Raw genomic sequence first — 26,538 nt, forward strand, 5'->3', positions numbered from 1 at the left:
CAGCCATTGGAGCGGAGGTTTGATCGCCATGCTCTTGGGCAAAAGCCTTGAATTTCTGCCAGTCGGTAATTTTGTGGTTATTGCCAGGTGGGTGATTAGGTTTAGGGAGGAAGTCTCCGGTCTGTGCTTTTCTTTGCAGCCAGAGATTAATGGTGTTCCGGCTGACATGGAAAACTTGACTGGCTTCTGTTTTGGGCATACCGTCTAGTTCAATTGCATCAATAACTTTTTGTCTGAGGTCGTAACTATAGGGGGCTGGCATTTTGGGTCTTCTTAGTCATCTCGTCCTCTCCATTATACGTCCTAACTTTCCTGTCTTGTGCTATAGATGTGTTATTGGGAAAAAGCCCCGCTGATTTGTTGGTCAAGCGGGGCTTTTTACTGTTGAAAGTTTGAATGTAGAATAGAAATAGTCCGGTCGCTGACCCGATGCTAGGGAACTCTACCATCGCAGCCAGGTAAAGCTCTGTAAAGAGTTTGGCGTTATTCACGGGATCTTCATATTTTCCCATTAGGCTTGATGTTGTAGCCCAAACCCTGCATCCCCCTGGAGGTAGAAATTATGCCATCAGTGTATCTAGCACTACTTATATTAACATTTGGCTCTCTTTTGGTGTATATGCAAACATCCGAAGATATTCCCTTTGTTTTGGCAGGATTAACCGGAATTGTTTGTTTTATATGGGGTTTCGCCTTTGCACACTGGAGCCTACAAATCTTAATTGTTTTGGGTCTATTAAAACTATATAAACTCCACATTCCTGATAGTCTCACTTCCCGGTAATGGACAAAATACCCCTGAACTATCAGGGGTATTTTTACTTTTAAGGTACTCGGTCAAGACTGACATTAAGTAAACCATACCTTTCCCAGCCTTGAGCATCAAAATGCCACCATTCAGTCATTAAGGGTTCAAAGCCATATTGTTTCATTTTCAACTCTAATAAGTTGCTATTGCGACGGACTTGGGGTTCATTGCCTGTGTAATCTCTCCAGGCTTTCTCGGTAAAATCATCGTAATCTGTAGGCATTTCCAGAGGTTGACCAGTTCTCAAATCTACTAGAGTCAAATCAACCGCCGCGCCGCGATTGTGACGGGAACCCCGCGCCGGATTACCTACATAACGGGAATCTGGGAGAATTTGCCACATTTGCCAAGTCACAGACCAAGGGCGATAACAATCATAAACCATTAACCCTAATCCCATGGTTTCTAGGTCTTTTTGTACATCGGAAAGTCTCTGGGCGAAGGGACGACGGAGTAGGCATCGAGACACAGGGTAAAGGGTTCGGTTGACAAAATTATTGGGGGTTGCATAGCGAATATCTAAGCGAATATTGCGATTGACAGATTGAATATCTACCAGTCGATTAGCTGCTGAAACTTGGCTATAATCTGTAATGAGGTTAGGGGGAGGTGTTTGAGCGATTAAAGGCAGGCTGTAAGCTGGTTCTGCCCACAAGTTACATGACCAAAATACCAGAACAAATGTAATGATAACTAACGCAGTTTTTCTTAGCATATTACCTCTTTATTGTCAAGATTTTTGGCAGTTCAATTTAGATAAATTTCATCGGCAGGGAATTATTAACTAAGTATTGACTATTGATACTGAGAGTAAATTCCCTGAGCCAGAGGATTTAGATGCTTAATCTTTGATAGATGTCATCTAAATGTTTAAGGTGATGTTCAGCCTGAAAACAGGATTCAATTTCATCTGGGGATAGGTAAGACTGGATAGCAGAGTCTTGGGTAATTAATTGATGAAAATCCCCGTCGGGAGTATTCCAAGCCTGATGAGCGCAGGATTGAACAATGCGATAAGCGTCCTCCCGACTCATGCCTTTTTCCACTAGGGTAAGTAAGACGCGCTGGCTGAAGACTACGCCACCATAGAGGTTCATATTCCGCTTCATGTTGTCAGGATAAACCAGAAGATTTTTCACCAAATCTGTGATTTCTACTAACATGAAATGGGTAATAATGGAAGCATCGGGTAAAATCATGCGTTCGACAGAACTATGGGAAATATCCCGTTCATGCCATAGGGCTACATTTTCTAAGGCGGCGATCGCATGACCACGCACAATGCGGGCTAGTCCGGTGAGGCGTTCGCTACGGATAGGGTTGCGTTTGTGAGGCATAGCAGATGAGCCTTTTTGACCCCGTGCGAAAAATTCCTCTACTTCTAAAACGTCTGTACGTTGCAGATTGCGGATTTCTACGGCAAATCTCTCAATGGAAGCAGCCAGCAAGGCGAGGGTTTGCACATATTCAGCATGAATATCTCGGGAAATTACCTGAGTTGAGGCGGTGTCGGGTTGCAGTCCCAGTTTTTGACAGGCGATCGCCTCTACCCTCGGATCAACATTAGCATAGGTTCCCACCGCCCCGGAAATCTTACCTACAGCGATTTGTTGTCGCAGACGTACCAGACGTTCCCGGTTGCGACAGACTTCGGCTAACCATCCGGCTAGTTTAAAGCCAAAGGTGATGGGTTCGGCGTGAATACCATGCGATCGACCAATCATCACGGTATTTCGATGCTGTTGCGCCTGATAGCGAATGGCTTGGGCTAGGGTCTCTACCTGTTCGAGAAGTAAATCCGTACTAGCTACCAGTTGCAAAGCTAGGGCTGTGTCTAAAACGTCGGAACTGGTTAACCCTAGGTGAATGTAGCGTCCAGCATCCCCAACATATTCGTTAACATTGGTAAGAAAGGCAATCACATCATGGCGCACTTGGGCTTCAATTTCTAGGACGCGCGCTAGGTCAAAATTGGCTTTGGCTTGAATTTCCTCCACGGCTGACTCTGGAATATAGCCGAGTTCGGCTTGGGCTTCACAGGCGGCAATTTCCACCTGTAGCCACGTTTTTAGCTTATAGTTGTCTGTCCACAGCGAACCCATTTCGGGTAAGGTATAGCGTTCAATCATTGGGATTGTCAGAACTCTGTTGATTTTTAAGGCTAGTGTCTAAAATTCTCTACTGGCTAGGGTTTAGCAGGTTTTGGCTTAATCGGGAAGTTTGAACACCCGACGATCGCAAAATCACAGCTCCTCGACCAATATTTCATTTTGACATACCACCGTGCCTAAGATTACTAGATTCCCGGTCTGTCAACACCGATCAATCTGGGGATGTATCATGGGTGCATTTGGGAGACCCCCAGATCACCAGCCAGCCCACCCCCAGGACCACTAATCAGCTATGCCTTTTGAGATATTCCTTTCAGCCTGTTGTCAGCTTAGGGGCTTAACATAAAATTAGCAAGCGCTATAATATCAGAGTTTTGTCTTGTCCTGACTCTCTTGAGGTGCTATCGGCTATATGATGAAAGGCAAATTTTATAGGTTTCATCGAGTAATTAAATGTTTTGCGATCGGTTTATTAGCCGTGGGGATGTTCGCCCCTTGGGGAACTGCAGCGATCGCACAATTGCCACCCCTTCCCACATTTCAGGATATCACGAGAGTCAGTAACCCTCGGATTCGAGCTAGAGCCTGTGCTAACTTATTTTGTGCCCCGGTTAGACTCGATAATCGCAGCATCCTTGAAGTCACTTCTCAACCGACTATCTCCCCAGATCATCCTCAAGATTTTGACGTTCAGCAGAGAGTTCAACGCATTGAAAAAATTTTGATGTCCATTGTGGCGGCGGTAGAAAATCCCGACACCCTCCGAATTGAAGTGGGTATCCGCAATGATGAAACTGTCGTGTATGCTCCTGAACAACCGCAAATACAGGATCAGGTGATCATCACAATTACTGATTTTGACTCCCTTCATCAAGGACAATCTAAAAAAGCGATCGCTAAACAGTGGCGAGATACCATCTATCAAGAATTGTACCGTTCCATCTCAGAACGCCGCGCCTTTCAACAGTATTTCTGGAATCGCAAACTTCCCTTTACCCTCCTATTTTTGGGGATAATCATCCTGAGTAGCTGGATATTATGGCAAGTCCAGAAAATCATTGACCGAGAAAATCAACGCATCCAAAATTTATCTCAAACCGCCACAGATATTATTGAAGCTGACCCCAACTCTGACCCTAAAATCATACCTAAATCCCGGTTTAAATTTGGATTTAATCAGATTTGGAGTCGTTTACCCAATCTTTCTCCTAATCAAAAAAAGCAAGTTATTCAATTCCTCCGGCAGGTAACTCAGTGGGGACAAATTTTTATTTGGTTAGGGGGATTAGCCTATCTTTTATATTACTATCCAGCCACCCGCGCCATAGGTGTAGCCCTAGGGGGAGTTCCCCTCTCTTTATTGGTTTATTATCTCATTGTCATTGCCTCCATTAAAATCAGCCATTTGTCTATTGAATATTCCTTGCAAGAATGGGTTAACCAATCTCTGTTTAAATATCCCAATTCGCAGCAAAGATTTCTGTCACGACAAATCACATATATGGCAGCCCTGAAAGGTTTGGCATCATTTACCAGTTACTTTGTTGGCATTTTGTTGACCCTTAATACCATTCTCAGTTCAGTTTTTAATATTCAGATGAATGAAATATTAACCGGGGTCGGTGTCATTGGTTTTGCCTTAACTTACATCTTTCAGAGTACCATTAAAGATGTCTTAAATGGCTGTTTAATTTTGTGGAGTGACCAATATGCCGTCGGTGATGTAATTGCCGTAGAAGATAAAAGTGGTTTGGTCGAGTATATAAATCTTTATATCACCCAAATTCGCAATCTTGATGGCAATTTAATCACCATTCCTAATGGCAGTATTTCCATTGTAGAAAATATGACCAAAAATTGGTCGCGAGTTAATTTTACTATTGAGGTAGCCTATGATTCCGATATCCGCAAAGCCATGGAGGTTATGAAACAAGTCGGAGAAGAAATGCTACAGGAACCCCATTGGCGGAATTTGATTTTAGAATTACCCCAAGTTTTGGGGGTTGATGCCGTGAGTCATCGGGGAATATTGGTCCGCATTTGGATTACTACTCAACCTGTGAAACAGTGGGAAGTCGGTCGAGAGTTTCGGTGTCGGGTCAAAGAAGCCTTCGACCGTGAAGGGATTAAAATTGGCATTCCTCAGCAAACTTTGTGGCATCAAGGCTATCATCATTTATTAGACCAAAATGGTAATCATGGCGGTGAGTTTTCCTCTTCTGTCAATTGACACTGACCTTATGACCCCCAATTCTCCTACTGAAGTAAGATGCAGGAGGCTAGATTAGAACTAACAGTTCCCAAACAGCCTGTTATTTATATGGGGTAGGAAATGCTCGGCGTGGTAGCTGTAGCGTGAATCCGTTAAACTACTGATACTGACCTGGGGATGGGGTACTGAGAACCCCCTAGTAGAGGAAAATTGATAACTAATGAGGTGGACTTGAGATTATTGTGTTAACTGAACTGAAACCGAAAATTTCTGAATTAGAAAATCTGGCGCGTGCCATTAGCTACGAACATCAGCGGTGTCTAGGAAGTCCCCAGACGGCGTTAGTTCCGGCTTACCATGCGGGAGTTTTATTGCTACAAGCACAAACCAAATTGACCTCGACTGACTGGGAAGGTTGGCTAGAGTCGATTGATATTTCTGCCCAAAGTGCTGACACTTATATGCAGATTGCTCGCACTTGGCCAGGATTTCTGGGGGTGGAAATAGGCATCGAGGCGGCTTGTATTGGGGAATATGCACCACAACCCAAACCTTTGGAATCAGAAGCCCAGAAGGAAGTAGAACCCCCCATAGAGGAAGTAGAACCCCCCATAGAGGAGGTCAAGGACTATGATACCCCTATTGATGTAGAATTTACCCCGGTTCCCCCAGAGGAGGAAATACCGCCCAAGACGGAATTGATTAGCTTTGTAATTGAGGGTGCTGTAGTTCCGAAGGCGCGTCCCCGGGTTACCAGTAATGGGACTTATTTACCTCCTCGATATCGGGAGTGGCGGAACCGGGCGGAAGTTGAATTGTATCGCCAGATATCAGAACGGAATTTAACAAATAAATTTCCCCTCAGACGGGCGGCGGTGACTATCCGTTTGTTTGGTAATCATCGGACCAATTCTGATATTGATAATTTGGCTGGTGCTTGTTTAGATGCTTTGACGTTGCAAGGGGCGGGGGTTTTGATGGATGACCGCTTGAGTTGTTTACCTAAACTGAGGGTAGAGTTTTTTCCAGATATCCCTAAAACTGGAGTATGGATAGACATTGAACCTCTTAGTTATTAACAGTTAATTAGCGGTTAATTATATAGATAACTTTTGACTAATTTAAATGCAGTTTAACCGCTATTTTAGCATCTTGTACTACGTCAATATATAACCTTTCTATATGGGTGATATTCTCATCTAAAGTATATTTTTCTAGGACTCTATTTCGGGCTTTTTTACCTAAAACAGTTGCCATTTCAGGGTGGTCTCTAAACACAGGTAATAAGGTTTGTAGTTGACTGCTAACGCCTTGGGTTTTTAAGACGACACCCGCGCCATTTTCTAAGACTTCACCATCAGCACCAGCATCGGTGGCTATGCAGGCGACACCACAGGCCATAGCTTCCAGTAGAGATAAGGATAGTCCTTCGACTAAGGAGGGTAAAATAAACACATCGGAGCCGCGTAAAATTTCGATGCGCTTATCTTCATCGCCGATAAAACCTGCCCAAATTATGCCGTCTTCTAAGCCATACAAGCCTTGCAGATAAGGGGCTAAGGGTCCATCTCCTACTAATAATAGGCGGCAGTTTTCACCCATGCGGGCTTTTTTCCAGCCTTTTAACATGGCTTCGACATTTTTTTCGGTGGCGATGCGTCCTTGATAGACGAAAATCCGATCGCTTTGAAGTTGAGATTTGAGGCGAGAGGTTCCGGGAGAATATTTTTGGACATCCACGCCATTAGGAATAATGGCTACTTTGTGTTCAGCGACTCCGAGTTTAACCAGTAAATCTTTCTGAATTTGAGAAAAGACAATTACCCGGTGATAATTAGCCAGGAAGGGAGCATAAATCTGGTACATCAGATGCTGAGTCCCAGAAGTCAGGTTGCGGAGTTTGCGATCGAAAGGGGGGTGAAAGGTGGCTACTAAGGGTAAGTTTAATTCTTCGCAAATTTCTGGGAGGAGGAAATCAAGGGGAGACAGGGTTAAGGAGGCATGAACCAGATCAGGCTTTAATGCTTGCAGAGACCGCATCAGTACCTTACTAGATTTGAGGGTAGGGATGGTGTAGATCTGAGACTTATAGAGACAGGGAAGTGGCACTTCTTTGGTTCTCTGAGTGTCACCGAGAGAATCGCTACTAAACTGGAAATCTTGGGCTGTAATTTTCCAGTGTCCATTTTCTGGGGGCCACTGTTCTCGACGTTCGGGGTGGGTGGTTTCTTGGGCAAAATGGATAAAGCTAACCTGATATCCCCGGTCAAGCAGCATATTGGTTACTTCCCGAGAGTAGGTAACGTTACCGCAAAATGGTGATTTTTTTCCAAGCCAAGCAATGTGCATTCAGATATGTTTGTATAAGGGTGATGGTCTTTTCGGATGACTTTATCATGGAGTTATAACCGTTGGCATCCTTACTCGGGAAAATCGCAGATCAAAATTTACCGAGTCCTCCCCAAATCATGCCGGAAAATATGCCCCAGGCTGAACCAATCCCTGCGGAAACGATAATGGCTCCTAACAATAGGGGGATGCTGTTGTCTGGGGGGCTGGTTTGCAGCAATTGAGGAAATAGGGTAGATGCGATCGCTCCTAAAAAAGCGCCGGTAATAACTCCCAGGAAATTACCCCAAACCATACCCACCCACGCTCCCCGTCGTCCGGCTAGTCGTATAGCAGTGGGGAGGGGTGGTGCGCCGCCAATGGTGCCAAAGGTAGCACCAGATAGAATCCCCCCCAACGCACCCAATCCGGCGGCGACAATGGCTGTGACACAAATGCGAGAGATGATCTCTGGGGTGGAGTTACCAGGCTGGTCTAATTCCATGGCGAGGACGGCGATCGCTCCTAAAAGACTACCGATGGCTGTACCCAAAAAGGCTCCCCATATAGCACCTAGAATCATGCCATTTTTACCGTGTACACGGCCCTTGGGAACCGATAGAGGGGGTTTAAAGAGGTTCCAGATGGTACCCCACACCATACCCATAAACGCGCCCCACATAATCGCCTGACCAATGAGGGCATCTTGTTCTAAAGCGCCGAAAACGACTCCAGCTATGGCGGCGGCGATGAAGGTTCCACATAGACCACCAATGATGACGGGGATTTTGCTAGGTCCGGTAATGGGTTCGGGTATGAATAACCCGGCGGTGGCACCGAAAAAACAGCCCCAAATGCTACCGACGATCATGGCTCCGAGTATGCCGCTGGTGGGTCCAAAGAGGGCGAAAATTATGGCGACGATCGCTGATAAACAGGTAACTCCCCAAACACCCCCAACTATTGCGCCTTCGGTAATATGCCAAATTGCTAACCATGTGCGCGGTGATCTGATAATGGCGGGAGGTTGGGGACGTTTGAGGACCCGTCTGGGGCTTTTGGTGGTGGGGGTGATGACTCGCGATGGTTGTTGGGGACGGGTAACTCTAGGGTTGAGGGTGAGACGATGGCGCTTTTTGATTTTTAGTGGTTCTAGGTGTTGACCGGAACGCACAGCCTCTCGGGACGGAAAGGGATCGCGTCCTCCTAGTTGGCGGGTGCGATCGCACCAAGGACAGGATTTGAGATGGTTACTGTATCGGTGTTGTCGATTCTTAGTACAGGTGGTTAGGTCGGATTCTGCTTGCTTGAGCGCCTGTGTCCAAGCTATGGCTGGGGGGCGTTTTTCGGGGTAGTTGTGGCCGTCTTCAAAACAGCGGATAAATAGTTCCTGTAGGCTGGGGTGAAGGGTTTTGAAGGAGGGGGCTAAGGGCATCGGTTGGTAGGGGACTGGTTTTTTCCCATAGACGAAATGACCGGCTTTGATCCGCGCTTCTATGGCTGGGGGGTCGCCACTGCCTTGATATACCCCAGAAAAGGGGTGTGTTCCTTCCATTAGTAGTTGAAATATCAGCACTGCTAAACCAAAGCGATCGTGTTCTGCTGTGCGATCGATATCTCGGAAAGTCTGATTTTGCAATTCTGGCGGCGTAAATTCCGCTTTTCCTACCGGACAGCGAAACGTCAGGTCAGTATAGGGGTCGCGCACTTGGAAGGAGTCTGTATCTACTAGGGTGACAATGGCGGTATCGCTGACTAAAATATTGGATTCGTTGACATCTCCTACTACATAGCCTCCGCTGTGAATATCGTTAAAAGCGGCAGCTAGGTTGCGCGCAGTACGGTGTAGGTAGAGATAGTTAAATAGGGGTTTCTGTTCCCGGCGGGTTTTGGGGGTGTAAAATGTGTGGATGGGTGCAGCCGCCGTGACTCGCGGCATTAGATACCCAACAATGTGGGGGCGGTTATCGACAGTCCGCAACAGGTCGATCGGCCAAGCTATTAAGGTCATCCCCGGCATTACGTCTAAATTGGCAGGGGGGGCGTTGTACATTAGGGTTAGTTTGTCTGCGTCTTCGTCCGTCGGGTTATGGTAGATTTTGGCTACTAGGGTGGGGTCGTTGGCAACAACGTAGATGCGACCCTCACCACCACTCCCAATGGGGTTTCTGGTGTCGAGGGTGATGATTTTTCCATTAAACTGGCGCTGCAACCGCATTATGCTTAGGAAATTGGGATAGGGCTGATATTATCCTCAAGGATAGCGCTTTCGGACGGTTATCAATGCCAATTTAATTGTCGTCCTAAAAATTCCTCTAGTTTCTGATTATGGGGTCGGAAGAATTCCCGGAGTTGCTGGAAAACTGGATCTTGGCGATCGACTTCATATTCTCCAGCGTTGAAGGGGTGATATTTATGGAGTTGGTGGGGGGAGAGTTCCAAAAATTCTAAGACCTGATTGAAAATGGCTTGGGGATGTTCGTAAAAGTCTTCGCTACGAATAATCAAAAACTGCTGCCGGGGAAATACTGACATCCAATTTTCCAGAAAATTGATATATATGCCTCTGGCTAGGTATTTATTTTCACCTTGTAAGCCGGGAGAATTAAATTCGATATGATCTAGGTTAGACATGATTTCTAATTCCGTGGTAAAAGCCTCTTGCCAAGACCTCTTTTCCCACATTAATCTCTGCCAATGATAATAATGTGAAAAACTCCTGATTATCGGATTTCTCAATAACACAATCAGTTTCATGCGCGGAAATACTTCCCAGACGCGGCGGGGAACTTCTGGGATCTCTAAATAGTGAGGGGTGGCTTCTCCCGTGATAAATTCTGCTGAGGTCGCTAGGTGGGGAAAATGGGAAAGATACCAGTCTAAACCTCGATAAAACAGCATAGCCCAAAAGTAAACTTCTTTTTTGATGCAGGGTAATACTTGCGGATGTTTACTTAAATAGTTGTACAGGGAAGTAGTGCCGCCTTTTTGAGTGCCAATAATTAAAAAATTCGGGTGCATGGGATGGTTATTGTCCCAATATTGACTAGCAATTTCTGGGCGATTTTTTAACAGTTGTTTGTGGCTGGCATTTCGATAATGGGTGATGGCTTCTTGGATATTTCCTTGACGACTTAAAGCCTCTCCCAGGTTCATAGAAACTACATGAAAATCAGCAAACTCTTGGAGTTTCTGGCGATAGATTTCAATGACGACATCAAGTTGATTGTGTTCCGCTAATAAATTCCACAGATTCCGATATGACCAATAAAAATGAGGCTGAATATTTACGGCTTTGATATAGGCTTCTATAGCCTTAATTGGTTTTCCTTGGCGCATAAATATCTGGGCTAATTGCAGACAAGCATCAAAGCATTCTGGGTCGATTTCTATGGCTTTTTGGTAATTTTTAATCGCCTGATTCCATTTATTGAATCTTACGGCTGCCTCGGCTAGTTTTTGGTGAATTATCGCCGATTTATCTGGATGGTTATTTAGGAGTTCTTTATAGTTACTAAAAATTTCCTGCCATGATTCGAGGTGGTTCAAAAGTTCTAAGAGTTTTAAGTAAGGCCATGTTAATTTTGGTTGGATAGTTATGCCTTTTTGATAGGCGGCGATCGCTTGTTTTATATCTCCTTGTTTTTGGCAGATTTCCCCCAGCTTCAAATTTATCCAATCTATGTCTGGCTTCAGTTTAAGGCATTCTTGATAGGCGGCGATCGCATCCTGGTAATTTTTCTGTTCTGTGAAAACATCCCCCAAACGACTATAGACATAATACAAATCTGGGTCAATTTCCAGAGCCTGTTTATAGGCGTTTATCGCTGATTCCCATTGTTCACAATTGACGAAAGTTTCCCCTAAATTATAGGAAATTTCTGCCACGTTTGGATAAATTGCCATCGCCTTAGCATAAATGGCGATCGCTTGGGGAAATTTTCCCTGATTATCCAGTGCTTTGGCAACCGCCAGATATTCAGGAAGGTTAACATTTTGTGGTTCAATATTGATAGCTTTTAACCAACAGTAGTTGGCTTTATCCTGCTGATTAATTTGCCCAAATACTTTGGCTAAGTTGCGATAAACACCGCCAAAATCCGGTTTAATTTCGATAGCCTTTTCATAGCAGTTAATCGCAGATTGCCAATCATTTTTTTGAGCAAAAAGGCTGCCAAGATTCGCGTAAACTTCGGCAAAATTTGGCTCGATTTCTAAGGCTTTTTTATAGGATGCTTCCGCCTGATCAAACTCCCCTTGTAGCTGTTCAACAGTGCCGATAATTTTGTATGCTGGAGCCAAGTTAGGATGATATTCTAAGGCAGTTTTACAGGAAGCGATCGCCTCAGAAAATTGCTGTTGGGCTAGATATGTGTTAGCCTGCTGATATAGCTGTAATGCTAGTATTTCTTCGGAGGATGGCATTATCAATTTAAATCTTTTTCAAACTTCTAGGATGCTGAAAACATCCACTGATGGCTAATATATATAGCACAAAAATTGCCAAATGTCAATCATTGTCCATCATTAATTTAATCCCAATCAAACTCTAAATTTAAAAAATCCTGTAATCTTTGATTATGAGGATAAAAGTAATCTCGGAGTTGACTATAAACTGAAGGTTCGATTTGGGGATAACGTCCTGAGTTATAGGAACAATAGTTAGATAGTTCATAGCTAGGTAATCCCAAAAAATCCAAAACCCGATTAAAAACTTGGGACGGATTTTGATAAAAATCTTCACTGCGGATAATTAAAAACTGTTCCCTGGGAAAAATCGACATCCATTTTTCCAGAAATGGTAGATATAATCCTCGCCAGAGATATCCGGGATATTGACTTAGTTTCCTCTCCGATTCTAAATTACTTGTAATTAGGTTTAACTCCGATTTCATCACTATTTCTAAGGGTCTATATTCGCGCATTAATCTTACCCAATGGTGATATTGAGATATGGCTCGCGTGATGGGATTACGCAGTAAGAAAATTAATTTGATATCAGGAAATACCTCAAATATACGCTCAGGAACTTTGGCGGATTCCAAATAATTTGGCGTGGCTTCCCCAGTGATAATATTAGGCTCGACAAGACTGGGAGGAAAGTGGGATAAGTACCAATCTAAACCTCTGTCGAAATGCTTATCCCAAAAATGAGTTTCTTTTTTGATACAACCTACAATTTGAGGATGTTCTTCTAAATAACGATACAGAGATGTAGTGCCACCTTTTTGAGCGCCAATAATGATAAAATTAGGTGGGATAGGAGACGATTTATCTCCAGATTTCGCCATAATTTCAGGATGCGATCGCCGCATTTTTTGAGCAGCAGCATCCCGATATGCTACCATAGCCTCCGGGAACTTGTTTTGATGGCTGAGAAGTTCCCCCAAATTCAATTTAACTTGTTCAGAATCATAAAAACGGTCAATGGCTGCTACTAAAATTTCCCTAGCTTGGTCTAGCTGTTCATATTCAGCCAAAATATTCCATAAGTGCCAATAAGACCAAGAAAAATCAGGTTTAATTTCAATGGCTTTAAGAAAGGCATTCATAGCATCTTGAATTTGACCTTGTTGCCGCAAAATTTGACCCAAACTACGATAGGTTTCAAAGCAATTATAATCTACGGTTAAATGTTGAGAATAAACTTTAATGAGTTCGTCCCATTGGTGATGCTCAATTAAGATTTTTTCTAAGCTACGATAGGTCATGGTAGACTGGGGATTAACTTTCAGAGCTTTTTGATAATACAAAATTGCCTGTTTCGGTCTTTTTAATGCCTTCCAAACTTCCCCTAAGTTGTGATAGGCTTCAGAGGTATCAGGATATAATTTAATGGCTTGCCGATAACAGGCGATCGCCTTAGTAAATTGGCGGCACTTTAGGAACAGATTTCCTAACTTTATATAATCATCAGCACTCCCTTTCTCCGGTTCTAATTGCAGAGCTTTATATTGACATTTCATAAAATTATCGGTATCCTCTAACTCAGTCCATACTTTCGCCAAATTTCGATAAGCTCCGGCTAAATTAGGGTTAATTTTTAGGGCAGTTTTATAGGCTGTAATAGCAGGTTGCCACTGGCTTTGTTTCGCATATAAACTACCTAAATTAGAGTAAACTTCAGCAAAATTTGGTTTAATTGTTAAGGCTTGTTTATACCATTTTTCCGCCTCAGTTAACTCTCCTTTGCATTGCCAAGCTATCCCCAAAGTTTTACAGGCGATCGCTAAATCAGGGTAGAGTTTTAAGGCTTGTTCACCAGCTTGGATAGCCGACTCCCAGTCGCGATTATTAATGTACATAATAGCTTGCTGGTGAAGTTGTAATGCTAACAATTTCGGAGGTAGAGATACCATAAATAATTTAGTGAGATTAATAATAGGCTTGTAATGGTCCATCAATTTCTGATAACAACATTTCCAATTCACCAGGCTGGAAACCATCTCCGGTTTTCACTAAAAATAATTGATACCCCTCATCTATAATATCCACCCAATCTTTCACCTTTTCTAAAAATAGATTAATTCCCCGTTTAGCTTCTTGTTCTTGGTCATCTTCTTCGGAAACATTATAATCATCAAAAATCGCCATTCCTCCCACCTTTAAAAGTCGCCATGAGAGCAAAGCATCTCGGAAGGCTACCGTCGCCAAATGACAACCATCAATATAAATTAGGTCATAGTAATCAGCCGCCAGAGAATTCAGAATATTTTGAGAATATCCGACTATTTTAATCACGCGATCGCCTGCATTAGTTTGAGCAATATTGCTATTAAATTCCGGTTGAAAATATGGGTCAATACAAGTAATTGTCGCAGTCGGATGAGTCAGGATATAATCAAGCAGCCAACAGGCTGACATCCCCTGAAAACTGCCAACTTCTAAGGCTTGAAAGCCGGGAATACCCGCCAGATGATGTAAATTTTTTTCCCAGGTGGGGATATTACTACTAAACCAGTCTCGGGTAAATCGATAATTACGTTGTTCGCTAACATCCCATCCTCGGAGTTTTAAGGCGGTGCGGTGATAACTAGCAGCTTCATCTAGGCGGTTATGTTCAGATAATAAATTACCCAGTTCTGTATAAGGTTTAGGGGAGGTAGAGTCTTCTTGGGTGGCAAGTTGTAGGGAGCTAATTTTTTCCTCAAACTCTTGGTATTGCTGACAAATATTCTGATATTTTTCCAGGATTTCAGCGTTCTTAGGTTGACATTCACAGGCGAGTTTATGAAAGGCGATCGCTCCTTCAAACTGATAATTTTTAGCTAACATTTCTCCTAATTGTAAATAGGGTTCCGGGTTTTGTTTGGTCAAACCCAATTTTTGCCAATTGTGATCCGGTGGATGATTAATCATTTCCGATAACCACTGACTAGCCTTATCTACATCTGCTTGACTCTGTTCCCGGATCGCATAACCCAATTGACGATATAAACTCTTACTAACTCCCGGCCTGTCTTCAGGAACTTTTTGTAAGGCTTGTAAATATATAGGAATGGCTTGGGAAAAACGTCGGTTTCTGCTTAAAGCATCCCCCAAATTTTCATAAGCCCAGTAGGAGTTAGGGTTTAATTCAACTGCTCGAAAACAAATAGCGATCGCTTCTTGAACTTTACCAACCTCTAACAAAGATCGCCCTAATGGGAGATGAGACCAAGGAGTTAGTGGATTAATTTCCATGGCTTTTTTATAAACAGAAATCGCTTTTTCTGGTTCCTGTAAGCGAAACCAAGAATTTCCTAATTTATGATAAGCGAGTTCATTTTTGGGGTTAATTTTAATAGCTGTTTGATAGGCAGCGATCGCGGGTTGCCAATTCCCCTGTTGAGCCAACATATTCCCTAGGTCTACATGAATGCGATCGCATTGAGGATTAAGTTCAGCACCACGCTGATAAGCCGTTTCTGCTGCTGACCATTTTTCTAAGCCACTCAGTGCATTTCCCAATAAATAATAGGCTTTAAATGAGTCGGGTTGTTTAGCGATCGCTTGCTGACAATAACTGATAGCATCTTCATATTTTCCAAACATAATTAATAATTGAGCCAGGTTACGATATAACCCCACCAAATCAGGATTAAGACGCAAAGCGACATCATAGGCTTGCACTGCATCTTGCCACAATTTATGTTCGGCATACAGACTTCCCAAATTGCCGTAAACTTCAGCAAAATCTGGTTTAATTTCTAATGCGTTTGTATAGGCAATTAAGGCTTGCTCAAAGTTACCTTGCTTCTGGTAAGCCAGTCCCAAAGTTTTATAACCATCTGGCCAATATGGTTGTCTTTCCAAGGCGAAATTACAGCAGGCGATCGCTTCCTCTAATTTACCTTCGGTGAGATATTCAATTCCTTGTTGGTAGGGGTTAACTGCTAACAATTCCATATTTTCTAGTACATCCATATTATTTATTAGTGATTTAAAAATCAGTAAAGCACACCATACTATTATATTTTTGTTTACGCATTATACCATATTTACTAAATTTTGGTGGTATTTCTAAAAAAATCCAGCTAATTTTAATGTTTGCAACACTGAATCAAGATTAACATTAAAATTTTGTACATGAGCTGCTGTAGGGGTCAGATCTTCTGGAGCTTTTGCGATTAAATAATAATAATCTAAATGACAAATAGAACTTAGTTTCCAGTAATAATCTATAATGCTACCTGGTGCAAATATTTCAATTACTTTAGTTCCGGGAAGACAAAAAACCAAATTTGTCAAACTGGCACCATGTGGAGATATGACCATTTCTGCTTTTGTAAAATAAGCTGCTTGTTCTATGACAGACATACCCTCTAAAGTCAACACTTTAAACCCAAATTTTTCCAAAAAACAAATAAGTTTAGCTTCGTTTAAAATTTTTCTATACTGGGACTTATTTCGAGTAATATAGATATGACTTATTGGTTGTATAGATTGACTAAAAGCCTCAAATTTTTGTGAATTTAATATCAAGTTTTTTAACATCTTACAAGACCATCCATTGGTAATCAGTGGACGTGGACTTACAGAAGGCACAATGAGACAATCAGCTTTAATATAATTAATTGAATTATCAATAACTCTATCCATAGGAATTTTTAGCAATTCAAGAGTTTCTTGTTCATATTTTTTTCCATGTCCTGAAATAAATATACCATCCAAATTATCAAAGGTAATACCTGCTTCTAACAAGAGCATTAACCTAGCCACAATTTCAAACATCCAATGAAAATAGTTGTAAGTATACTGAACAGATAAGATGGCAATTCTACCAGAAACTTTTATAGGTTTAGGCAAATAATTGGAAGTCAAAATAATTTCAGGAGTTCCGGTAGATAAATCATTAATAATTTTTTGGTCTTCAGTAATAATTGCACTTGTGCAACTACTTCCCCAAGCTGTACTATTTTGTACTTGAGCAACAAAAGCATCTGGAAATTTAACTTTTTTATTCACAAAATAACTTAAACTTTCATTATCAGTTGTTTTGGGTTGTAAAAGATTGACTACTTGAGATGAGTATACAAGTTTTTTTTTGAATCTATTATCATCAACAGAAATGGTATAATTTCGCTGTAATTTGCTATATTTAAACATTACCGAAGGAGGAATTTTATATCCCATCCTGCATAGTTTAGAAAAATTTATCTTTCCTAATTTCTCAAAAATTATACCTATTTTATCATAAGCCTGATAATAGTCAGGGTCAATTTCCAGAGACTTAATAAAAATGCTAATAGCTTCATCCCATTTATGCTGGCTGCTCAAAATATTACCAATGCGTTCATAGTACCAAGGACAAGGCTTGATTTCAATGGCTTTTTGATAAGCGTTTATTGCTTCAGATAATCTATTGAGTTGACGTAATGAATCCCCTAATTTTTGATAAAACCAATCATTATGATTATTTAATAAAATCGCTTTTTTGTAAGAATTGACTGCCGGATCCCATTTATGTAATCCCATAAAAGCATCACCTAATAGATAGTAATTCCAGGCATTATTTGCTGTATCAATTATAGTCAATTTTTCAAATATATTGACTGCATTTTTCCAATCATTCAAAGTTAAAAATACCTGTCCTAAATTATAATAGGCTTCAGTTAAATTGGGAGACAGTCTGATAGCAGTTTCCAGGATAAGAATTGCGTCATTATAAAGTTGCTTTTTAATATAAATTTTTCCTAAAGTTATGTATATTTCAGCATAACCAGGCTGCATTTCTAAGGCGAAATTACAGCAGGCGATCGCTTCCTCTAATTTACCTTCTTTGAGATTTTCAATTGCTTGGTTATGGTATATAACGGCACGGTTTGGGGTATTCATCGATAAACTCATCGGCAATTTTTTCACTCAAACAATTAATTAAATTATATCAGCAATTTCCATAGTTTTTAATAAACTCTTGATATCTATATAAAAATTTTGATTTCTATCTATCTCATCATCTATGGTATTTGGGCATTCTGGATTAAATTCGCCCACTAAGTAATAATAATCTAATTGACAAATTTCGCTCATAGTCCAGTAACAGGGAAATGAGCTTGCGGGAGGAAATAACTCAATTACTTTAGTTCCAGGCTCACAGAAAACTAAGTTAGTTAACCCAGCACCATGAGGAGAAATTACCACTTCCGCATGATGTAAACACAATGCTTGTTGTTTCACCGACATATTTTCAAGATAGACCACTTGAAAACCTAATGGTTTGAGGATATCCATTAACTCCTGTTCATTGATAACTTTGCGAATATAAGCATTAGCTCTACTAATATAAATTTTACTAGAGTAATTGCATCGATTATCCTCTGCCATAAATGGATGTTTTAAAACTAAATCTTTGACAAAATTACAAGCCCATTTTGGTGTAGACAAGGTGCGAGATGGGACTATCAAAACCTCAGCTTGAATGTGACGAAAACAGCCAAACATTTTTTGATGTTCGGGAATGTCAAACATAGCTAAAGTTTCATCCTCATATTTGTGACCAAACTTATTAACCACAATTTTATCAATGGGTACTCCGCTGGCTAAAACCAGATGTAACCTAGGTATTACCTCGACCATCCAATGAAAGTAGTTTTGTCCACAATAAGCAGATACAAAAGCAATATTTCCTTTTAAGTGTATGGTCTCTGGTAAATTATGAGCAGCTAAAGCAATTCCTGAGTTGTCGGAAGATAAATCTTTAAGAACTTGATTATTGTCTGTTATTATTGTATGCAAAAAACCAGTATTTAATCCTGTAGATTGTGGAAAAAATTTCACTGTTCCGGCTGGTTGCTGAATTCGATAAGTTTTAAAATCTAAAGAACTATTAGAAACTGTATTTGGCTGTTTAAAATTAACTGAAGTAGATGGATATATCTCGATAGTTTGAACATGACTACAATTGCTACTATTGACTAACCACTTGTCTGGACTTGGTAAATTACAAAATTGAGAAAGCAGATCATTAGGTAATTCTAAATGCTTGCATCTTTGAGCATCTTCATGTCTTCCTAAGTTTTGTAAGTTCAGCCTAATTTGATTGTAGGCTTGATAATATTCTGGGTCATTTTTAAGTAATTTAAAACATAATTCCAGCGCCTCTTCCCACTTTTTTTGAGACATAAATACATTAATAATTGCTTCATAATACCAAGGTAAATTTTTGATGCTAATAGCTTTTCTATAAGCCTCAATTGCTTGGTCAAAATTACCCAATTTGTGTAAGCAATTCCCCAAGCCACAATAAAAACAGTCCTGATTACTATTGATAGATATCGCTTTTTGATAATTTTTTAAGGCGGTTAACCAATCTTTATTTTGATAATAAGCATCTGCTAGGAATCCATAAAACCATTCGCAATCAGGATTTTGAGTAACCAGAATTTGATACTGAGATATCGCCTGTTCATAACGATTTTGGCTGACTAAAATTTTACCCCAATTAACTCGATTATTAGGAGATTCTAAAAAACTTGGGTTTTGTTCAATGATGGCCTCGTAAATAACGAAAGCAGCATCCCAACATTCCTGAGCAACTAAAGTTTCTGCCAGGGAATAATAGTTTTTGATAAAATCAGGCTGTTGTGATAAAATCAAGGGGTATAATTTCACCAAATCTGGCCAGCGTTTTAACTCAAATAATGCCTTAGATAAGCCTAAATAAAACTCCAGAAAGTCTGACTTTAATTGAATGGCTTTTTGGTAAGCATCTGCTACATCTTCCCACTGCTGGAGTTGGGTGGCAGCTTTGGCTAATTGATAATAAGACCAACAAAAATCTGGGTTGATAGCGATCGCCTTCCGAAATGCCTCTACCGCCAAAGCCGGTTTATTTAACACCTGAAAAGCCTCTCCTAAATGGTGATGAGACCAACTAAAATCTGGTTGGATAGCGATCGCCTTCTCAAAAGCCGACACCGCCTCGGCTGGCTGATTTAATTGCATCAGACCTAACCCCAATTTATGGTGGGCTAAAAATAACTGAGGATGGTAAGCGATCGCCTTTTGAAATGCTGACACCGCCTCTGACCATTTCCCGGATTCAGCTAAGGTATTTCCTATCTGTAATTCCTCTTGTCCTCGCTGTTTTAAAATTGCATCTAATTTCAGTCCCTTTTGCCAATAGCTTTGAGCTTCTTCCGGTCGTCCTATCTTGGTTAACACTCTGGCTAAATTGCGATATAATCCCCGAAAATTAGGGTCAATACTGATGGCTTGCTTTAAGGTTACTTCCGCTTCTTCCCACCTTTCCTGTTGCGCGTAAAGACTGCCAAGATTTCCATAAGCAGCCACCAAATTAGGGTCGAGATTGATAGCTTTTTTATAGGCGTTTTCTGCGGCTTCTAGGCGGTTACTTTTTTGTAAAGCCAACCCCAAAGTTTTATAAGCCATAACCCATTCTGGCTGCTGTTGGATAACTTGTTGACAGTTAGCGATCGCCTCATCAAATTTCCCTTCTTCTAAATAGGCGATCGCCTGTTGATGAAGACTCACTAATTCCCCCGGAAGTTGAAAATCACGCTCCATATTATTCACTCACCCCTATACTCACCCTAATTATATACTAATTTTGCCAATTATTTACATCGATTAAAAATCAGCCATTAACCGCTATTCCAGCCAAATTTTACCTCTAATAAGTCCTCTAATGCTTGATTGTAAGGTTCGTAAAATTCTCCCAACTTATAGCGCCATAGTTCAGCCAGATCAGGATAAAATCGAGAGTTGTATTTTGGATATGTTTTTAATGAATAATCGGCTAAACCCAAAAACTGATGTACTCTCCTTAAAGTATTGTCTGGACTATTATATAAATCCTCGCTTTTGAGAATCAGAAAATTATCTTTGGGGAAGATAGATAACCAATGTTTCAAAAATTCCACATATATACCACGTGCCAAATAACTATGGGGACAGTCCCAAATCTGACGATTACCCTGTTTAAATCGGTTTATTTCTGAGGCGATCGCTGTTGGTAAATCTCGCGACTCCCAACCAATATTAACCCAATGATAGTAATGAGAAATCGCCCTATCTATGGGATTTCTTAGCATTACAATTAACTTCATGTCAGGATAACAGTTAAAAAGACGTTCTGCTACAGGCTGACAGTCCAAATAACTAGGTGTCGCTTCCCCAGTCATCACCCTATCGGCTTTAGGTATAGTACAAAAATGGCTCAAATACCAGTCTATACCTCGGTCAAACTTACGAGACCAAAACTCAATTTCTTTGATGACAGATAAAGCAGTTTGTGGATGTTTTTCAAGATAATAATATAGGGAAGTAGTCCCCCCTTTTTGAGTACCAATAATGATAAATTGAGGGGGAACTCCATGGTTAATTAACTGCTGATTAAACTTAATATCTGTGGCTTTAAGGTTACAATTTATCGCTGCTTTTAGGTTGCCTTGTTGGGCAAAAACTTCTCCTAAATTAATATATAATTCGCAGGATTTGGGATTTTTAACAATGGCTTTTTGATATAAATCCACCACTTCCCCTAAGCGTCCTTCGGCTTTAATCAATGTCCACAAATCCTTATATAACCAAGGAGGTAAATTCGGATTTAATTCCATAGACCGTAAATAAGCCTCAATAGCCTGATGCCATTTCCCCACTTTAAATAAAGCATTGCCTAAGCGATAATAAGCATCATAACTATCAGGATGCTGTTTAACAATCTGATTGTGGATATTTAACTGATGTTCAAGTTCCCGTTGGCGTTCCCAAGCCTGATTAAGTTTGGGTAAAATCTCTGGATTTTTGGGCTCAATAGCCAACACTTTGTGATATAATATAATGGCTGCTAACCAATAATCTTTGCTGGCTAAATTGTCGGCTAATTTTTGATAAATTGTGATATCCTGAAAGGATGGCAAAATAGTTAAGTGTTCGATGATATTATCAAGATTTCCCTGACAGTATCCCGCCAAAGCATTACCCAACTTTTCATCAAGGTCTGGTAAATTATCATCAAGCTGAAAAGCTGTTAAATAGGCATCAATAGACTTTTCCCATTCACCGATATAACTGTAAGCATTACCTAAATTATAATAACACCAGGGAAAATTAGTATCAAGAGAAATTGCTTTTTGATATACTTCAATAGCTGCCGACCAATCACCCTGTTTAATCAGAGTATTTCCTAAATTATTATAAGACCAAAAAAAGCCGGAATTAACAGCGATCGCCTTTTGGTAAGCCGACCTAGCATCATCCCACCTTTCCAGTTGAGAGAAAGCATCCCCTAATTTATGGTGAGACCAGGAGAAACGAGGGTTTAGCTGGATCGCCTTTTGGTAAAAAGCGATCGCCTTCTCCAGCTTTCCCTCAGCTAAATAGTTTTCTGCCTTTTCGTGTAAACTCAAAGCCTCCGCTTCCGGGTTAGGTACAGACATCAACTCATCTTCAAAAATAACTAATTACTTAACCAAACTCGACCAACTTTATGCCTTAGTTGTATAGGCCATCCTCAGCCAGCACTATCAACTCTCAACACCTAAATGATGAGGCACTTAGAATAGATCCCGGTTCACAAAATATATGAAACCATAAATAGCCCCAGCCATAACTGGCCCAGCTATCAATAACCCGGTAAAAATCAGAGAAATTGATGTACTATAATAGACAAAACCCCCATAAGGAATCAGAAATCCCAAAGCCGCAAGAATGATTTTAGTAGGAGTCCACTTAATATCCTTTTTCAGGGTAGTATTGAGAGCTTTTTGGTCTTTAATGTATTTTCTAGCCATGCCATTATCTACTCCATTTTGGCGATACTAAGATTAAGTTCATCTGAGTCTAGCAATACCCCAATCCCTTAGAGACTATCAACTTCTGTTTTTTTGATCAAGGACCAATCATGTCAGCAACCACTCACCAACCCAGAGTCAGTGTCATCATTCCCGCTTACAATGCCGATCGCTACATTGCCGAAGCCATCAACAGCATTTTCAGCCAGAGTTATCAGGACTATGAAATTATTGTAGTCGATGACGGCTCTACCGACAGCACCCCAGAAATTCTCCAATCCTACGGGTCACGTATTTACAGTATATCCCAAACTAATGGTGGCATAGCAGCAGCCAGAAATCTCGGTATAGCAGCCGCTAAGGGAGAATTAATCGCCCTATTAGACCATGATGATATTTTCCTCGCGGACAAATTGCCAGCCCAGGTCGCCTGCTTCGACTCTCACCCTGGGGTAGGACTGGTCAACAGTGGTTGGCAAATTATTAGTGCCGACGGTACACCCCAATCAAATATTGAACCCTGGCATAAAGTCCCAACTCTCACCCTAGAAACCTGGTTGACTGATACTCCCATTTTACCCAGTGCGATGATGTTCCGGCGAGAGTGGTGGGAAAAGGCGGGAGGCTTTGACTCGCGGTTTGACGGTGCGGACGACGTAGACTTTGTGCTGCGACTAGCCAAAATGGGATGTGAGGCTACCTGGTTAAAACAGATGACCGTGGGTTATCGCCAACACGATCGCGCCATGTCTATTGCCGATCCTACCAAACAGTTAGAGGCTTTTAATGCCGTCCTAGAAAACTTTTTCCAACAACCAGACCTGGACGACTCTATCCGCCAACTAGAGAGGCAGACCCGTTATGAATCATTAACCTGGATGGCTTGGCGATTTTATTATACTGGTCATCCGACCAAAATGGCAGAATTTCTAAGGCGATCGCTTTCCTATAGCCCCTACACCCTTCCTATCACCGTTTCTGACTGGATACATCGCTTTATAGGTTATTGTACTGGCTACGGTGAATTAATGGATACCCACAGCTTTAGACAACAACCAGAATGGCAACAACTCCTCTTAGAAACCCTCCCCAAAACCACCCCTAAAGTTAGTGTAATTATTCCCGCTTATAATTGCGATCGCTATATTGAACTGTGTGTCAGAAGCGCCCTGGAACAAACCTATACAGACTATGAAATCATCGTAATTGATGACGGTTCCACCGACAACACCCGGCAGGTTATCGAACCATATTTAGACGTAATTTCCTATCACTATCAACCCAACCAGGGGGCTGCCAAAGCCAGAAATTATGGTTGTAGTTTAGCGCGGGGAGAATTTCTCGCTTTTTTAGATGGCGATGACTTTTTTGTTCCCGAAAAACTCGCCGAACAAGTTGCCCATTTCCAGAAAAATCCCTCCATTGATTTAATCCAAAGTGGCTGGATGGTGGTTGACCAAAATTCGCAAATATTAGCCAAAGTTACACCCTGGGAAAATGCCCCAGTCTTGAACTTAGAAACCTGGGTTTTATATAAATGTGTCCGTCCTAGCGCCTTAATTATGCGGCGTGAATGGTGGGAAAAAGTGGGAGGATTTGATCATCGCCATCCCCCCACAGAAGACCTAGATTTTGTCCTGCGGTTATCTTTAATGGGGTGTCGCACCGTTTGGCTGAAAAAAATGCACGCCTGCTACCGCCAACATGATTCTAATTTGATGTCTGGAGGGGAAAAAGTAATCCGCAATACGGAAGCCTTAATGAATGAGTTTTTCCGCCGCCCGGAATTACCCATATCTATCCGGAAACTGGAAAGAAAAGAACGCTATGAGCGCTGGATATGGTTAGCATGGAGAATGTATCGAGATGGCTACCCTAAATTGATGGCAGAATGTTTACAAAATTCCTTAGAATATAGTGATGTTTCCCCGGTGGATACTTTACTACACTGGACAAATGCCTTTCAGAATATCTCACAAGAGTATGGAGAAAAGTTTTTAATTGAGCAACTGATTAAGATCCCAGAATGGCAAGAGATTTATACATTATTTATCGGCGGTTCAAGGTTCCGCAAAAAATCACAGTTAAATTTATCGAAATCGGCTTTAATGAATCAACACATTATTTTAATCAATACAGATGATCCGGGTATTGGCGGACTGGCACAATATGATCATCTAATTATGTGTGAATTGGCTAAAATTGGTTATCAAGTCACAGCAGTTAGACCAAAACATACTAGCCCTTTGGTGGAACAAGAGGGGAGTTTGGGAGTGCAACAGTTTTGGCTAGATTACAGTACGAGTTCAGATTTGGCTAGAGTGTTGAGAAATTGCCAAGATTACGAAAAATTGTATTCTCAACTGAAGCCGGATTTTATTATCTTTAGTGATGGCTGGCCCTATTCCCATTTTGCGGCTAAACAGGTGGCTATTGAACAAAAAATTCCCTATGCGATCGCCCTAGGTTTAGCCATGAGTGAACACGCCGATTTTTCCATGGGTGATGATATCCCATATCGAGAAGCTGTGCGCTATCAATATGGTTTGGCGCGGGTGGTAAATGTGGCGGCGCGGGAACATTTAAACATTCTCCATCAGGATTTTAAATTACCTGAAAATAAAGGCAATGTGGTTTATTATGGCCGATCGCCAAAATACTTTAACCCCCCCGACCCAGAAGCGCGAAAACGGTTGCGCCAGGAAATTAGCCTTCCCGAAGATGCAGTAATGTGCTTTACTTCAGCCCGACTCGCCCCAATTAAAGGTCACCGTCATCAACTAGAAGCGATCGCCCACTTGAAAAATTCCCCGATTTGGTCAAAACTATATCTGGTATGGGCGGGAACCGGAAAAGGTAGCGATCGTGATGTAGAACCCGAACTTAGGGAAATGGCACAACAGCTAGGGGTAGCCGAAAAGGTGATTTTCCTAGGTCAACGCTGGGATGTTCCCGACTGGCTAGATGCCTGTGACATCTTTGTGTTAACCTCCTATTCAGAAGCCGCCCCCTCCTTCGCCATTATGGAAGCTATGGCTAAGGGTTTACCTATTGTCGCTTCCGCCGCCGGTGGCATTCCTGAAGGTTTAGGCGGAACCGGGAAACTGTTACCTAACCCGAATGTTGACCCAGCAGCTACGGCGCGGGAACTCGCCCACACTCTCGAAGAATGGGCCGTTAATCCTCAACTCCGACAAGCTATGGGACAGGCGAGTAAACTGAGAGCCGAACAACTATTTCGGGAAGAACGGATGCTTAGGGAAACCATAAACATCCTTCATCCGGCTATATCAGCCCCCATAAGCGATGAATTTGCCCAGTGTGAGGAGGTGATAAAAGGGGTACAAAACCTCAGCCACAGGCTTCGCTATCGATCGCAAACGTGGCAAGCATGGCACGCCTACACCACCGGGGACACAGCCGCAGCGGTTGAACATCTCCAACGGTCTCTCAAATATTCTCCTTTCCAATTCACCACTCAAACTATCCTAGACTGGGTTAATGATTTCGTGCGCTTATACTCTCTAAAAGGCGATCGCTTAGATGCGCTTTCCTTTGCTAAATTGATAATGGATAATTATTAATTGTAGCGGCGGGTTTTGCCGTCAATTATCAATTCCCCACCCAGGTTTTGGTAAACCCGCCCCACCGTTTTCCCTGAGAAACCCGGTTTCTTGACTACGATATGGGTGGTGCGTCAGATGAACCAAATTGGCCGTTAACCCGATATGTTATCCCTCTGACGCACCCTACCAGGGTGATAATTATTAATTATTAATTATTAATTATTCATTGTAGGGGCGGGTTTTGCCGTCAATTATCAATTCCCCACCCAGGTTTTGG

16 protein-coding genes are annotated in these 26,538 nt (G+C 41.6%); 4 read left to right on the forward strand and 12 right to left on the reverse strand.

From position 1 onward, the window contains the following. A partial coding sequence (locus tag P5683_RS11200; RefSeq protein ID WP_315642401.1) for an IS630 transposase-related protein occupies window positions 1-262 on the reverse strand: 262 nt, incomplete at its 3' end. 300 nt (window positions 263-562) lie between these two features. Here P5683_RS11200 and P5683_RS11205 point away from each other — a divergent pair. After that, window positions 563-784, forward strand: a complete 222-nt coding sequence (locus P5683_RS11205) for a hypothetical protein (protein WP_006668133.1) — start codon at window positions 563-565, stop codon at window positions 782-784. Between the two features lie 40 nt (window positions 785-824). Here P5683_RS11205 and P5683_RS11210 read toward each other — a convergent pair whose 3' ends face one another. Both P5683_RS11210 and purB read right to left on the reverse strand, forming a co-directional pair. Next, on the reverse strand, window positions 825-1,523 hold the full coding sequence (locus P5683_RS11210) for a M15 family metallopeptidase (RefSeq protein WP_006668132.1): 699 nt from the start codon (window positions 1,521-1,523) through the stop codon (window positions 825-827). Between the two features lie 118 nt (window positions 1,524-1,641). Next, entirely contained in the window at window positions 1,642-2,937 is a 1,296-nt protein-coding gene (purB, locus tag P5683_RS11215) for an adenylosuccinate lyase (protein ID WP_006620952.1), read from the reverse strand. 394 nt (window positions 2,938-3,331) lie between these two features. Between purB and P5683_RS11220 the strand changes: the two genes are divergently transcribed. Both P5683_RS11220 and P5683_RS11225 read left to right on the forward strand, forming a co-directional pair. Then, a complete protein-coding gene (locus P5683_RS11220; RefSeq protein ID WP_006620951.1) occupies window positions 3,332-5,149 on the forward strand; it encodes a mechanosensitive ion channel family protein in 1,818 nt (605 codons plus the stop codon). 224 nt (window positions 5,150-5,373) lie between these two features. After that, window positions 5,374-6,210, forward strand: coding sequence for a RusA family crossover junction endodeoxyribonuclease (locus P5683_RS11225; RefSeq protein ID WP_008049189.1), 837 nt, complete (start codon window positions 5,374-5,376; stop codon window positions 6,208-6,210). 37 nt (window positions 6,211-6,247) lie between these two features. On the opposite strand, the gene P5683_RS11230 is transcribed toward P5683_RS11225, so the two are convergent. From P5683_RS11230 to P5683_RS11270, 9 genes are all read right to left on the reverse strand, one after another. Beyond that, window positions 6,248-7,480 (reverse strand): glycosyltransferase family 4 protein, encoded by a 1,233-nt coding sequence (locus P5683_RS11230; RefSeq protein ID WP_006668130.1) that lies wholly within the window; start codon window positions 7,478-7,480, stop codon window positions 6,248-6,250. A 91-nt stretch (window positions 7,481-7,571) separates the two neighbouring features. Beyond that, window positions 7,572-9,677, reverse strand: coding sequence for a hypothetical protein (locus P5683_RS11235; protein ID WP_006668129.1), 2,106 nt, complete (start codon window positions 9,675-9,677; stop codon window positions 7,572-7,574). Window positions 9,678-9,739: 62 nt separating this feature from the next. Further along, window positions 9,740-11,884 carry a tetratricopeptide repeat protein gene (locus P5683_RS11240; protein ID WP_315639896.1) on the reverse strand — a complete coding sequence of 715 codons (2,145 nt, stop codon included), beginning with the start codon at window positions 11,882-11,884 and terminating at the stop codon, window positions 9,740-9,742. A gap of 107 nt (window positions 11,885-11,991) precedes the next feature. Then, entirely contained in the window at window positions 11,992-13,860 is a 1,869-nt protein-coding gene (locus P5683_RS11245) for a tetratricopeptide repeat protein (protein WP_315660664.1), read from the reverse strand. Beyond that, window positions 13,835-15,865 carry a tetratricopeptide repeat protein gene (locus P5683_RS11250; RefSeq protein ID WP_187758314.1) on the reverse strand — a complete coding sequence of 677 codons (2,031 nt, stop codon included), beginning with the start codon at window positions 15,863-15,865 and terminating at the stop codon, window positions 13,835-13,837. The genes P5683_RS11245 and P5683_RS11250 overlap by 26 nt, the downstream gene beginning before the upstream one ends. Window positions 15,866-15,961: 96 nt before the next feature. Further along, a complete protein-coding gene (locus P5683_RS11255; RefSeq protein ID WP_152344054.1) occupies window positions 15,962-17,803 on the reverse strand; it encodes a tetratricopeptide repeat protein in 1,842 nt (613 codons plus the stop codon). A gap of 12 nt (window positions 17,804-17,815) precedes the next feature. After that, window positions 17,816-20,467 carry a tetratricopeptide repeat protein gene (locus P5683_RS11260; RefSeq protein WP_008049195.1) on the reverse strand — a complete coding sequence of 884 codons (2,652 nt, stop codon included), beginning with the start codon at window positions 20,465-20,467 and terminating at the stop codon, window positions 17,816-17,818. A 77-nt stretch (window positions 20,468-20,544) separates the two neighbouring features. Next, complete coding sequence (locus P5683_RS11265) at window positions 20,545-22,341, reverse strand: tetratricopeptide repeat protein (protein WP_315639897.1); 1,797 nt, start codon at window positions 22,339-22,341, stop codon at window positions 20,545-20,547. 117 nt (window positions 22,342-22,458) lie between these two features. Continuing rightward, a complete protein-coding gene (locus P5683_RS11270; RefSeq protein WP_315639898.1) occupies window positions 22,459-22,695 on the reverse strand; it encodes a hypothetical protein in 237 nt (78 codons plus the stop codon). A gap of 110 nt (window positions 22,696-22,805) precedes the next feature. Between P5683_RS11270 and P5683_RS11275 the strand changes: the two genes are divergently transcribed. After that, window positions 22,806-26,279 carry a glycosyltransferase gene (locus P5683_RS11275; protein WP_315639899.1) on the forward strand — a complete coding sequence of 1,158 codons (3,474 nt, stop codon included), beginning with the start codon at window positions 22,806-22,808 and terminating at the stop codon, window positions 26,277-26,279. Window positions 26,280-26,538 lie beyond the last annotated feature (259 nt).

The organism is Limnospira sp. PMC 1279.21 (assembly GCF_032349615.1).
GTDB classification, from domain to species: Bacteria; Cyanobacteriota; Cyanobacteriia; order Cyanobacteriales; family Microcoleaceae; genus Limnospira; species Limnospira fusiformis.